13 protein-coding genes and 1 tRNA gene are annotated in these 12,260 nt (G+C 37.5%); 9 read left to right on the top strand and 5 right to left on the bottom strand.

Annotated elements, in window-relative coordinates:
• Window positions 1–47: 47 nt before the first annotated feature.
• Genes AC5YGB_RS02205 through kdsA form a run of 3 tightly spaced genes read right to left on the bottom strand, consistent with a single transcriptional unit; the run spans window position 48 to window position 1,920 of the window.
• Window positions 48–347 carry a YciI family protein gene (locus tag AC5YGB_RS02205; protein ID WP_496137651.1) on the bottom strand — a complete coding sequence of 100 codons (300 nt, stop codon included), beginning with the start codon at window positions 345–347 and terminating at the stop codon, window positions 48–50.
• Between the two features lie 9 nt (window positions 348–356).
• Window positions 357–1,088: a 4-hydroxy-tetrahydrodipicolinate reductase gene (gene dapB / locus AC5YGB_RS02200; protein ID WP_496137650.1), complete on the bottom strand. Its 732-nt coding sequence runs from the start codon at window positions 1,086–1,088 to the stop codon at window positions 357–359.
• Window positions 1,081–1,920 carry a 3-deoxy-8-phosphooctulonate synthase gene (kdsA, locus tag AC5YGB_RS02195; protein ID WP_496137649.1) on the bottom strand — a complete coding sequence of 280 codons (840 nt, stop codon included), beginning with the start codon at window positions 1,918–1,920 and terminating at the stop codon, window positions 1,081–1,083. The genes dapB and kdsA overlap by 8 nt, the downstream gene beginning before the upstream one ends.
• A 77-nt stretch (window positions 1,921–1,997) precedes the next feature.
• Between kdsA and trpC the strand changes: the two genes are divergently transcribed.
• From trpC to AC5YGB_RS02170, 5 genes are all read left to right on the top strand, one after another.
• Entirely contained in the window at window positions 1,998–2,798 is an 801-nt protein-coding gene (gene trpC, locus AC5YGB_RS02190) for an indole-3-glycerol phosphate synthase TrpC (RefSeq protein ID WP_496137648.1), read from the top strand.
• Window positions 2,795–3,208: an OsmC family protein gene (locus tag AC5YGB_RS02185; protein ID WP_496137647.1), complete on the top strand. Its 414-nt coding sequence runs from the start codon at window positions 2,795–2,797 to the stop codon at window positions 3,206–3,208. The genes trpC and AC5YGB_RS02185 overlap by 4 nt, the downstream gene beginning before the upstream one ends.
• Window positions 3,209–3,276: 68 nt before the next feature.
• Window positions 3,277–3,368: transfer RNA gene (locus AC5YGB_RS02180), tRNA-Ser, on the top strand.
• A 199-nt stretch (window positions 3,369–3,567) separates the two neighbouring features.
• Window positions 3,568–5,364, top strand: coding sequence for an alginate lyase family protein (locus AC5YGB_RS02175; RefSeq protein WP_496137646.1), 1,797 nt, complete (start codon window positions 3,568–3,570; stop codon window positions 5,362–5,364).
• Between the two features lie 152 nt (window positions 5,365–5,516).
• Entirely contained in the window at window positions 5,517–6,941 is a 1,425-nt protein-coding gene (locus tag AC5YGB_RS02170) for an FAD-binding domain-containing protein (protein ID WP_496137645.1), read from the top strand.
• 7 nt (window positions 6,942–6,948) lie between these two features.
• Here the strand turns inward: AC5YGB_RS02170 and AC5YGB_RS02165 are convergent, their stop codons facing one another.
• The gene (locus AC5YGB_RS02165; protein ID WP_496137644.1) at window positions 6,949–7,854 is read right to left on the bottom strand and encodes an aminotransferase class IV; all 906 of its coding nucleotides are present in this window, start codon (window positions 7,852–7,854) and stop codon (window positions 6,949–6,951) included.
• Window positions 7,855–7,860: 6 nt separating this feature from the next.
• Complete coding sequence (upp, locus tag AC5YGB_RS02160; RefSeq protein ID WP_020028798.1) at window positions 7,861–8,490, bottom strand: uracil phosphoribosyltransferase; 630 nt, start codon at window positions 8,488–8,490, stop codon at window positions 7,861–7,863.
• Window positions 8,491–8,619: 129 nt separating this feature from the next.
• On the opposite strand from upp, the gene AC5YGB_RS02155 reads away from it, so the two are divergent.
• From AC5YGB_RS02155 to AC5YGB_RS02140, 4 genes are all read left to right on the top strand, one after another.
• Entirely contained in the window at window positions 8,620–9,561 is a 942-nt protein-coding gene (locus AC5YGB_RS02155; protein WP_496137643.1) for a Gfo/Idh/MocA family oxidoreductase, read from the top strand.
• A gap of 76 nt (window positions 9,562–9,637) precedes the next feature.
• Window positions 9,638–10,420: a thiazole synthase gene (locus AC5YGB_RS02150; RefSeq protein WP_496137642.1), complete on the top strand. Its 783-nt coding sequence runs from the start codon at window positions 9,638–9,640 to the stop codon at window positions 10,418–10,420.
• Window positions 10,421–10,438: 18 nt separating this feature from the next.
• Complete coding sequence (locus tag AC5YGB_RS02145) at window positions 10,439–11,548, top strand: aminotransferase class I/II-fold pyridoxal phosphate-dependent enzyme (RefSeq protein WP_496137641.1); 1,110 nt, start codon at window positions 10,439–10,441, stop codon at window positions 11,546–11,548.
• Window positions 11,535–12,233: an alpha/beta fold hydrolase gene (locus tag AC5YGB_RS02140; RefSeq protein ID WP_496137640.1), complete on the top strand. Its 699-nt coding sequence runs from the start codon at window positions 11,535–11,537 to the stop codon at window positions 12,231–12,233. Before AC5YGB_RS02145 ends, AC5YGB_RS02140 begins: the two co-directional genes overlap by 14 nt.
• Window positions 12,234–12,260: the final 27 nt, after the last annotated feature.

Raw genomic sequence — 12,260 nt, 5'->3', positions numbered from 1 at the left:
TAAAAAGTGCCAAATTATCCTTGAATTATTATAGGAATTGTAGGCCATTAAGGCAAAACCTTATTAAATGGTTTCACCACAACATTTGAATATACCCCTGCAGCAACATAGGGGTCAGCATCCGCCCATTCACGTGCCTGCTGGAGATCATCAAAGTCTGCAACAATTAATGACCCTGAGAAACCAGCCTCACCTGGCTCTGAGACATCAATCGATGGATGAGGGCCCGCCAAAATGAGTCTACCTTGATCTTTCAACTCGATCAGCCTTGCGACATGAGATGGCCTAGCCTCCATCCGCTTTTTTAAACTGTTTTCAATATCCTGTGCAAAAATGGCATACAGCATGATTAATCCTTACAGGTCTAAGACATCTTGCATTGAATATAGGCCACTTGGTTTATCAAAAAGCCAGTTAGCTGCCCTTACCGCACCATTTGCATAAATCATTCGAGAGGACGCCTTGTGAGTTATTTCAACCCTCTCACCGTCCATAAAAAAGGCAACAGTATGCTCACCAACAACATCGCCGCCTCTGATAGATGAAAAGCCAATCGTATTTGGATCTCTAGGTTCTTCAATACCTTCGCGGCCATAGATTGCGCAATCAGCTAAATTTCTACCAAGTGCATTTGCCACCACCTCTCCCATTTTAAGGGCGGTTCCTGAAGGTGAATCAACCTTAAACCGGTGATGAGCCTCAATAATCTCAATACTTGAATCTGGGCCAATCACTTTTGCAGAGGTCTCTAATATTTTCAAAGTTAGATTGACGCCTACACTCATGTTGGGGGCAAACACAATAGGAATCTCTTTTGATGCTTGTTGAATAAACTCTAACTCATTATCACTGAAGCCAGTTGTCCCTATCACCATTGCTTTTCCAGAGTCTTTACAGATAGAAATAGCATCTAAGGATGCCTCTGGCCTTGAAAAATCAATCAGGACATCAAAATTATCTAATTGATCTTCTAACTTATCTTCTTTATCAAGTCCAGCGCCAAACTCGGCTTGTGAGTTTGAATGAACTGCTTCAATAAGGGTTTGACCCATTTTTCCTTTAGATCCGTTGATTGCAATTCTAGTCATTAATAGAATCCTCTAGTAAGTTATTTTTTTTGGTCACTGAATCAATCTCCTTCAGCGTTTCAAGAAGAGTAAACATTAAGTTCATAGGCATTGAATTTTGACCATCGCTCATGGCTGTGGCTGGATTCGGATGCGTTTCCATAAATACCCCTGAAACACCAACAGCGACAGCAGCTCTTGCTAAGACTGGAACCATTTCTCTTTGTCCGCCTGAGGATTTGCCTTGCCCTCCTGGTTGCTGAACTGAGTGGGTTGCATCAAACACAATCGGACAATCAGTCGATCTCATACTAGATAGACCCCTCATATCTGAAACCAAGGTATTGTAGCCAAAAGAGGTGCCGCGATCACACACCATAATTTTTTCGTTTCCAGTTGACTTTGCTTTGTCTACAACATTTTCCATATCCCAAGGCGCTTGAAATTGTCCTTTTTTGATATTTACTGGCAATCCCTGCCTACAGACATTTTGTATAAAGTTAGTTTGCCTAACCAGAAAAGCTGGCGTCTGAAGAACATCAACTACAGAGCTCACTTCATCTAGGGGGGAGTCTTCATGGACATCAGTCAGGACCGGAACACCTACCGCCAATTTAACTTTTTCAAGTATCCTGAGTCCCTCTTCAATCCCAAGGCCCCGGAAACTATCGGCGCTCGTTCGATTAGCTTTATCAAATGAAGATTTATAAATAAAATTGATATTGAGCTCGTTACACACCTTTTTGAGATAATCTGCCGTCTCAATTGCAAGCTGCTCTGACTCGATCACACAAGGACCAGCAATCAAAAAAAAGGGGTGCTCAATTCCAGCATGAAAACCTAGTAAATTCATGTACTTCGCTCATTACTTAAATATATACGTAAATTATATTCGTTTAAAATAGGCATAGTTATAAATTCCTTTCAGCGATGGCACAAAAAACACCTGACATTTTAAAAAAAATAGTTTCTCGAAAGCATGAAGAAATTGATGAGGGTATTAAACGTGTGCCTCTTGATAGAATGATTGAATTAGCAAGTAATGCTGATGAAACCCGCAGCTTTTATAATGCACTATATAGCAAAATCAGTCAAAAACAGAGCGGTATTATTGCTGAAATCAAAAAAGCATCTCCCAGCAAAGGCATCCTAAGGGAGAACTTTGATCCTGTTGAAATTGCAAAAAGTTACGAGTCGGGTGGTGCGAGTTGCCTTTCAATATTAACAGATCGTGATTTCTTTCAAGGTGACCCTTTATTCTTAATAAAAGCTCGTGCTACTGTTTCAATACCGGTTATTCGTAAGGATTTTATTGTTAATCCTTATCAGGTCTATGAATCAAGAGCTATGGGAGCTGATTGTATTTTATTAATAGCCTCATGCCTCAAAGATAGCGAGTTAAAAAATCTAAGTCAGCTAGCTTCATCTCTTGGAATGGATACTTTAGTTGAAGTGCATGACAGAGATGAGCTTCAACGCGCCTTAAAACTAGAACTTCCTATGCTTGGCATCAATAATAGGAATCTTCGAAATTTTGAAGTTAGCCTGCAAACGACTATTGACTTACTCTCTGACATTGGTGATGATAAGTTAGTGATTACTGAATCAGGGATCACTTCAAAAATGGATGTAGAATTAATGCATAATCACAATGTGTTTGGTTTTTTAATTGGTGAGGCTTTTATGAGGGACTCTAACCCTGGCCAAAAACTTAAGGAGTTTTTTGAATGAATATTTCTGTGAATTGGGTTGACGGGCTTCTTATGGTTGGGAAGTCAGATAGTGGCCACACCATCACCATGGATGGACCGCCAGAATCAGGTGGTGAGAATCTGGGCGTTAGGCCCATGGAAATGCTATTACTAGGTGTGGCAGGCTGCACAATGATTGATGTTGTAACCACACTCAAAAAAATGCGTCAAGACCTATCTCACCTTGAAACTAAAATTAATGCAGAGAGAGCAACTGATCATCCCAAAGTGTTTACCGATATTCATATTCAGTTTATCGTTAAAGGCAAGGGTTTAGATTCAAAGAAAGTTGATAAAGCTATTACATTATCAGCTGAAAAATACTGCTCAGCATCAATCATGCTTGGAGAAACGGCAGCAATTACGCATGACTTTGAGGTCATTGAATAAAATTTTGTGAAACAACTATTTTCTAAAATACTCATTCAATTTATTTGCAGTATAATATGCGATTCTTCGGAGAGGTGGCCGAGTGGCTGAAGGCGCTCCCCTGCTAAGGGAGTATAGGCTTTAACTCCTATCGAGGGTTCGAATCCCTCTCTCTCCGCCATACATCCGCATTTCAATAAACTTTTAATTATTAAATGAGAACAACACTCCACTATATTCTATTAAAGCCCTTTAAATAGAAAAACATTAGGACAATATTTTTTTAAATTAATATAGCTAAAAACCCCTTACATTTAAATACAATTTAGGCTCATTGTTAACTATAATAAATTTCTTTAATACCCCCCAACTGCTGCCCAATGAAAAAAATATTATTTATATTTGTTTTGTCCCTATATTCAATTCAAGGGTACGCTTCATCATGCCCTGACGGTAGTGAGCCAGTAAGGAGTATTTCTGAGGACGGCACTTATTTTGTTTTTAACTGTAGCACTACTGATTTAATTAAAAAACAAGGAGGAGATGGCTACGACTCATTTCCAGTTCATGAGTTTGCAAAGTCTCCACTGCGTGATTTAGAAGTCCAAGAAAACTGGCAACTCTTTAAAGACCCTGATGAACTTGACCTTTTTCATTCAAGATTTAAATATGCAATTGATGAAAAGGGTCCATTAAGATGGTGGAAAATGTCTTCTTATGTAGATGATTGTGAGCGTGCAACTGCAGAATTTGACATTGAGGCCTTTAAATCAATCGAAGAAACTGGAGATCGGGCAACTTTTTTTATTAGGTGCAAAACATTTTTTACTCATAAGCATTTTCGTGATCAGGACGAAGGCATAAAAGTATTTGAAAGAATTCTTTTGTTGTGGGCTAAAAACAAACCGATTGACTATCCAGATAAAAATATAAAAAATTCTCACTCAGATATAGCTTATGCTGCAACAATGACTGTAGGAGATTTTGCATCTTTCTATGCTATTTACTATGATGACTTTAATTTCAATAAAGAGCAGCGTCAAGCTGTCGATGACTATCTAAGTGATTGGCTAATAAACTATGATCTGGAGCCAACTAGAGATCGAAAAATATGTAATCTTGAGGCGCCTGAAACCTTTGAAATCGAAGGACATGATGCATTTGGTATTTATGCTGACTACTGTGGAAGTAACAGATGGCGTATGGGTCTAGGCGCTGTATATCTAGGCCTTAGAACCGGCAATCAAAGGCTCTTTACAGCAGGTAATCGCCACATTGAAATTAATTTAGCAGCTATTGATAAAGATGGCATCTTTCCTCAGTGGAGTAGAAAAGGGGCACTGGCTCTGAGTTATCAAAGGCAGTTGCCAGAAGTATTAACACTATTAGCCTTAGCTTATGAGTCAATTGGTTATGACTTTTATGAACATCAGCTTCCTCACGGAAAAAAGATACATGAGGTCTATGAAGCACTTTTTGATTTTATTTATCACCCTGAAAAACTCAACAAGTATGCTTTTGCAAGATGGGATTTCGTTGGAAAAAATGCGTATGAGTTTGATAAGCTAACACTTAAAGAAAAGTGGCGACGCGAGTATATTTATCCAGAAGTTTTAGCATCGCAATCAAAGGGCTATGTATTGAGATATCGACCTGACTTAATGGGCGATATTGATTACTCTGAAAACTGGAAAGAGTATGGATCTGACTATGTGGGAAATTTTGTAAGTATCAGCGGCTTAGCAATCTATGAAGCTGTTCATCAGAATATTTCAAAGATTGAATTAGAAATCGCAAAAAAAGCTGAAGAAAAAACTGATTTTTGTAAAGAATCTGTTGATGGATTGAATACTGCAACTTGGTTTGCTGCAAGTACAAAAGATGATGTTGGGTGGGAATTTGTTGGTACAGAAAAGATTTCCTTCGATGGCTGTAAAGGACAGTTTGAGGCTGCTGAAGATTTTCAACCTGAAGATTGGCTTATGATGAGCAAAGAATTAAGGAGGGAGTTAAATGTAAATATTAACCCAGATGGCTCTATAAATATTTCTGGAGACTTAGATTTAGATTACTCAGAAACTCAAAGAATTAATATCAATGACAAAAAAGCAAGCGGCGTTGTTTCAGGTTACTTTAATCCAGGATGGCTTTTAAAGGTAGAGTTAAAAAATAAATAAAGATTCCAGATATAAAACGCATTAAATACTGAGGTTTTTTATAATTAATCTAGTTGGAAGTTTATACATTTAAGCTGTCTTATTATTTTTCCAAATACTAAATAACGCTAAATCTTCATCTAGAATTCACAACTGAATTTTATAATTGGCAAATGACAAATTCCAAAGCAATCCACTGGTTTCGACAAGACCTTCGTTTATCAGACAATCCATCCCTTCACCATGCATCAAAAAATGATCATGTTCTTCCTGTATACATTTTAGATAATGAGAATTCTGGAGATTTTTCAATGGGAGGAGCAAGTCGTTTCTGGCTGCATCATTCTTTAAAAAGCCTTAGTGAAAACCTTAACAATAATTTATCCCTTTACCAAGGAGACCCTCTAAAAGCCTTATTAGATATTATTGATCGCAACAATATAACTGCTGTCTATTGGAATAGGTGCTATGAGCCCTGGAGAATTAAAAGAGACACTGAAATCAAATCAGCACTAGAATCTAAAGGGATTTCAGTTTTTACCTACAATGGCTCACTTCTATGGGAGCCATGGACGATTAAAAAAGATGATGGTACGCCGTACAAAGTTTTTACTCCCTTTTATCGCAAGGGATGCCTAAATTCAGAAGAACCTAGAAGACCTCTACCCAAAGTCAATACTTCGAATTTTATTGTTGACAATGCCCCTTCATTAAATCTTGAAGATTTGTCACTCATTCCTGCCTTCAGATGGGATATTCAAATGGAGTCACATTGGAACATAGGGGAAATAGGTGCATACGATCGGCTAACAAAATTTATTGAAAGTGGTATTAAACACTACAAGGAAGGAAGGAATTTTCCTGCAAAGCCATTTGTATCTAGAATCTCTCCTCACATACATTTTGGTGAGTTGTCCCCCAATCAGGCATGGTATCTGGCTAAAGAAAAGGGCAGCGATAAGAATATTGATCATTTTTTAAGTGAATTAGGGTGGCGTGAGTTCTCCTACTGCCAGCTTTATTTCAATCCTGATCTTCCAAGAAAAAATCTCCAATCGAAATTTGATGCTTTTCCGTGGGAAGATAACCCAAAAAATTTATTAGCTTGGCAAAAAGGCCGAACTGGTATCCCTATGGTTGATGCTGGAATGAGGGAATTATGGTTGACCGGTTCAATGCATAATCGAGTCAGGATGGTTGTAGGTTCATTTTTAGTTAAAAATCTTTTATTAAATTGGCATCATGGTGAACGCTGGTTTTGGGATTGCCTGGTTGATGCTGATCTTGCGAGTAATAGTGCTAGCTGGCAGTGGATTGCAGGATGTGGGGCAGACGCAGCCCCATACTTTAGAATTTTCAATCCTGTCACACAGGGAGAGAAGTTTGATCCAGATGGCGAATATATTAGACAATATATCCCAGAATTAAAAGAACTGCCAAACAAATATCTTTACAATCCATCTGAAGCTCCAAAAGAGGTCTTAGAAAAAGCAAATATTGTTATTGGGAAAGATTATCCTGAGCCCATAATAAATTTAAAGGCTTCACGAGAAAAAGCCCTAGATGCTTTTAAATCCTTAAAAAAAGAGGAAGTTTAAAAGACTCTTAAACTAAATCATTCACTGATTGAGTCCATCTTGAATTAACATGTAAGTCCCAATAAGACTTATGTATTTGTCTCGTTACTTTGCCTGGTGTGCCATTACCTACAAATTGATTATTAATCTTAGTAATTGGCATTATTCCTCCAGCTGTAGAGGTTGCAAATACTTCAATAGAATCATTAAGCATGTCAATAGAAATTGGCTTTAGATTAACTGGCAACTTAATTTCTTCTGCTAGATCTAAAACAGTTTGCCTTGTAACGCCCTCTAAAACTCCTTTATCTGGAGTATTAAGCCCAGTTGCATCTACACAAAAAATATTAAATCCTGGTCCTTCCGAAATATTATTTCCTTCATCCACTAAAATTACTGAGTCAACATTAGAGTCATAAGCTTCAAACATCCCACTAATTAAATCAAGCCAATGATAGTTTTTGATTTTTGAATCAACAGATTCAGGTGGTATTCTTCTTATGTTGCTTACTATGACATTCAAACCTTTTTCAAATTCATCTGGATTAAGAATCCAGCCAAATGGCACTGCAAAAGCTATAAAACGATGATTCGCTTTACGAGGATCTCTTTGAAAATTTTTAGAAACACCCCTAGTCTGAATCATCTCTACGTAAGCATCATCGAGTCCTGCATGCTTAACACAACCTGCAAGTATTTTTTTAAGGTCATCTCTTTCCAATGTACAAGGCATCCTAAGACTTTTAGTAGATTCAAAGAATCTGTCTATATGCTCATCTAATCGAAAAAATTGACCTTTCCATACATGCACAACATCATAGGTTGCATCAGATCTGAGAAACCCCCAGTCAAGGATTGGTATTCGAGCCTCTGAAATATTAGTAAACTCTCCATTCATCCATGCAGAGCCTTGAGGAAAAATATCTTCTTTCAAGATTATTTACTTTGTGCCAAAAATCTTATCTCCAGCATCCCCTAAACCAGGCAATATATATCCATTTTCATTAAGACAGTCATCTATTGCAGCAATAAATAAATCTACGTCAGGATGAAGCTTTGTAACTCTTTCAAGACCCTCTGGTGAGGCAACTAAAAATAAACCTATAATTTTTTTACATCCTTTTTGCTTTAATAGATCGATTGTGGCAAGAAGTGTTCCTCCTGTAGCTAACATAGGGTCAATGATTAATGAGGTTCTTTGATCAATATCCGTTATCACTTTATCAAAATAAGCAACAGGATCTAAAGTTTCCTCATCTCGATATAAGCCAACTACACTCACTTTAGCATTAGGTACAAGAGTTAAAACACCATCAAGCATTCCCAACCCTGCTCTAAGAATTGGAACAATTGATAGCTTTTTACCAGTCAGCATTTCAGTTTTTATTGGCTCTCCTTGCCAGCCATTAATTTCTCTACTTTCTAAAGGTAAATCACGAGTCGCCTCATAGGTTAGCAGACTTGCAACTTCATTGGCAAGCTCACGAAAATGTTTTGTACTAATTCCCTCCTGACGAAGTAAAGCAAGTTTATGAGCTATTAGAGGATGTTTTATTGCGTTAAGAGGCATCGTATTTCCTAAAAAAATATTTATTAATTATTGATTTTACATGTTAATACAATTTGTAATATTATTCTAAAAAACATAAACAAATAAGTAGTATTATTATTTGCTTAATTAATTAACAAAAATTATTTTATGAATTTTGGAATTTTAGGAGAAGCAAAAATTGCTAGAGAGCATGTTGTTCCAGCAATACTTAATGCTGGACATAAAGTAACTCATGTTGGAAGAAGAATCCCAGGGCAAGTAGTACTTCCTGAAATCTATGGGAATGCTATTGAGACTGACTATGAGACTCTTATTAATGAACCTTCAGTTGATGCAATCTATAATCCACTTCCAAATCATCTTCATGTCCCCTACTCTATTGAAGCGCTTAAAGCTGATAAACATGTCCTTTGTGAAAAACCTGTTGCCCTTAACTTAGATGAGTTATCTCAGCTTGAGAATGCCGCCAAAGATAGTAAAGCATTTTTCTATGAGGCTTTTATGGTCAGAAGTCATCCTCAATGGCACTGGCTAAAAAATCTTGATATCGGCAAGTATCAGTCGTCTCACTTTATCTTTAGTTACCCCCAACAGCCCCTAGGGAATGTGCGAAACCTTATTAAATATGGTGGTGGACCATTATTTGATATTGGGTGTTATGCTATTTTATCAGGATGTATGCTCTTTGAGGGTGAGCCCAAAGTACTCTCTGCGGTTGCAGTTAAAAGTGAAGAATATGAAATTGAAAAACAAGTCGATGCTACTCTTAGATGGCCAAATGGTGAAACACTGAGCTTGACTGTTTCAGCTAATGCAGCTCTTTGTCAAGACTTTACAGTTCTTGGCTCGAATGGCTGGGCTAAACTGAATGTTCCCGTCAACCCACCAGAAACAACATATGCCTTCTGGTCTGATGGCGGCCTTGAAAAAGGAACTAAAGTTGAATTTCCAGCGTGTAACCATTATCAGTTGATGGTGGAAGAATTTGTTTCTCAATCTGAATCTGGACATGACTCAGATTTCTTGTTTTCAAGAATCATCACGAAAGCTATCAATGATATTCAAAAAATTGCTGGTTTAACAATCTAAATAATTCATCAGAAATTGAAAAGATTACGACTCAATATTGAAATATTAATTACGGCACATGGTATCTTATAACGCTATGGAAATAGATACCCCGTTTACAATTGCTGGAAGGACTTTTAACTCCAGACTGCTTGTTGGCTCTGGAAAATACAAAGACCTAAAAGAGACAAAATTAGCGACTGAAAAATCAGGTTCAGAAATTATTACTGTTGCGATTCGCAGAACTAATATTGGACAAAATGCCGATGAGGAGAGCCTCCTGGATTTTATTTCGCCTGATAAATATACGATTCTCCCAAACACTGCTGGATGCTACAATGCAAAAGATGCTGTGAGAACGTGCCTATTGGCTCGAGAATTACTTGATGGACATAACCTAGTAAAACTTGAAGTCCTCGGTGATGAAAAAACTCTTTATCCAAATATCGTAGAAACTCTTGATGCAGCTAAAACACTAATCAAGGAAAACTTTGATGTTATGGTTTACACCTCTGATGATCCAATTATTGCAAAAGAGCTTGAAGATATTGGTTGCTGTGCAATCATGCCACTTGGCTCACTAATAGGTTCTGGTCAGGGTATTTCCAATCCTTTTAACATTAAATTAATTAAAGAGAATTCCAGTGTGCCAGTTTTGGTAGATGCAGGAATTGGCTGTGCAAGTGATGCTGCTAAAGCCATGGAGCTTGGATGTGATGGCGTCTTAATGAACTCCGCTATTGCCAATGCTAATGATCCACTTCTTATGGCCAGCGCAATGAAGCATGCGATTATAGCTGGCAGGAAATCTTACCTTGCAGGCAGAATGATGAAAAAAGCCTACGCAAGTGCCTCATCACCCATGGAAAACCTCATATAGCAATCTAAGATTACTATCATGAACTTTTCAAAAAAAATAAGTGAGCTTGAAAACAATCATTTATTACGCTCTCGAAGAGTATCAAACAGCCCCCAAACAACAAACATGGTCATCGATGGCAGTGAAGTGGTTAATTTTTGCTCCAATGACTATCTTTCGCTTGCCAGTCATCCCAAGGTTAAAGAAGCGTTCATTAAAGGAGTCGAAAAGTATGGCTCTGGCTCAGGGGCATCTCACCTTGTCAGTGGACACTCAGAGTCTCATAAACTTCTTGAAGAGGCCTTATCAGAATTTACTGGGCAAGAGAATGCTCTCATATTCTCATCTGGTTATAGTGCTAATCTTGGAATTTTTTCAGCGCTCAGAGACGAAATTAAATGGGCACTACAAGACAAGTTAAACCATGCATCTTTAATTGATGGAAGTCGAATAGCTGGTCTGACTATTCAAAGGTACCTTCATAACAACCTTGACTCTCTTGACTCCAAGCTCGAAAAACAAATAGGTCCTGGCTTAGTTGTGACAGACAATGTATTTAGTATGGATGGAGATCAGGCAGATATAGCTGGAATTGACAAAGCTATTCGTAAAACTGATACCATTTTGATGCAAGATGATGCCCATGGCTTTGGTATTTTTGATCCATTCATACCTAAGAGTTCTATCTATATGGCAACGTTAGGTAAAGCTGCAGGCGTTATGGGCGCATTTGTTGCTGGTAATAATGACTTTATAGAATTCTTAATTCAAAAGTCAAGACCATACACCTATACAACTGCTATCCCACCAAGTGTTTGCCAAGCAATACTCATGAGCCTAGAAATTATTAAAAGTGGAGAACAAAAAGAAAAACTACTTAAAAATATTGATTTTTTTAAGACTATGTCAAGCCAACTAGGGCTCAATTTTGAAAATTCAGATAGCGCCATTCAGCCACTCATTGTCGGCTCTAGTCAAAGGGCTTTAGAAATTAGTAATAATTTATTTGATTCAGGTTTTTTTGTGAGTGCAATTCGTCCTCCCACTGTCCCCCCAAATACAGCTAGACTCCGGTTTACGTTATCATCAAATCATCAATCTGAAGAAATAGAGTCACTACTTGCAAAGGTTAAAAATGCTATGGCATAAAACTATAGGTGAAGGGCCAGATCTTGTTCTCCTGCATGGATGGGCTTTTAATAGTGATATTTTTCAAAGCCTTATCGAAAAATATAAACATAAATACCGTATAACAGTTATCGACCTACCTGGACATGGAAGAAGCCCTGATATTGAGGGTGATCTTGAATCATGGTGCAATGAGATAATTAAGCTGATTCCTGAACAATCAATCCTCTTGGGCTGGTCTTTAGGAGGGCTTTTATCAACTTTCGTAGCAAATCAAATTAAAGTCAATCAACTGATTTTAGTTGCTGCGAGTCCTTACCTTATAAATAATACAGATTGGGAATTTGGAATTGAAAGCCATGTTTTTAATCAATTTGTAAACAACTTGAAAAACGATAGTACTAAAGCGTTAAAGCGTTTTGTTAGTCTTCAAAGCAAAGATAAGTCACAAATTCAGGAGCTTCATCAATCTATTCAAAAATTCCCTGCATCACAAAGCGCTTTGGATAATGGACTTCAAATAATCTTAAATTCTGATCTCAGAGATACCTTCAAAAATATTTCAACGCCAAAAAAATGCATTCTTGGATCACTCGATACTCTTGTTCCAGTAAAAATTCAAGATTGGTATGAAGCGGCAGGATCAAAAACCCATGTTTTAAGATCTGGCCACCTGCCATTTTTGGACAACGATTTCAAAATTTAACTTATATTCTCCCACTTCAAAGTTTCA

The sequence above is a fragment of the Candidatus Pseudothioglobus sp. uisw_142 genome (genome assembly GCF_059512465.1).
The sequence above is the reverse complement of the archived record's forward strand: the minus strand, read 5'-3'. Positions and strand labels throughout refer to the sequence as shown.

Bases quoted from the DNA above. Each gene is read 5' to 3' on its own strand.
- AC5YGB_RS02205 (WP_496137651.1), bottom strand. From the start codon at position 347: ATGCTGTATGCCATTTTTGCACAGGATATTGAAAACAGTTTAAAAAAG.
- dapB (WP_496137650.1), bottom strand. From the start codon at position 1,088: ATGACTAGAATTGCAATCAACGGATCTAAAGGAAAAATGGGTCAAACC.
- kdsA (WP_496137649.1), bottom strand. From the start codon at position 1,920: ATGAATTTACTAGGTTTTCATGCTGGAATTGAGCACCCCTTTTTTTTG.
- trpC (WP_496137648.1), top strand. From the start codon at position 1,998: ATGGCACAAAAAACACCTGACATTTTAAAAAAAATAGTTTCTCGAAAG.
- AC5YGB_RS02185 (WP_496137647.1), top strand. From the start codon at position 2,795: ATGAATATTTCTGTGAATTGGGTTGACGGGCTTCTTATGGTTGGGAAG.
- AC5YGB_RS02175 (WP_496137646.1), top strand. From the start codon at position 3,568: ATGAAAAAAATATTATTTATATTTGTTTTGTCCCTATATTCAATTCAA.
- AC5YGB_RS02170 (WP_496137645.1), top strand. From the start codon at position 5,517: ATGACAAATTCCAAAGCAATCCACTGGTTTCGACAAGACCTTCGTTTA.
- upp (WP_020028798.1), bottom strand. From the start codon at position 8,490: ATGCCTCTTAACGCAATAAAACATCCTCTAATAGCTCATAAACTTGCT.
- AC5YGB_RS02155 (WP_496137643.1), top strand. From the start codon at position 8,620: ATGAATTTTGGAATTTTAGGAGAAGCAAAAATTGCTAGAGAGCATGTT.
- AC5YGB_RS02150 (WP_496137642.1), top strand. From the start codon at position 9,638: ATGGAAATAGATACCCCGTTTACAATTGCTGGAAGGACTTTTAACTCC.
- AC5YGB_RS02145 (WP_496137641.1), top strand. From the start codon at position 10,439: ATGAACTTTTCAAAAAAAATAAGTGAGCTTGAAAACAATCATTTATTA.
- AC5YGB_RS02140 (WP_496137640.1), top strand. From the start codon at position 11,535: ATGCTATGGCATAAAACTATAGGTGAAGGGCCAGATCTTGTTCTCCTG.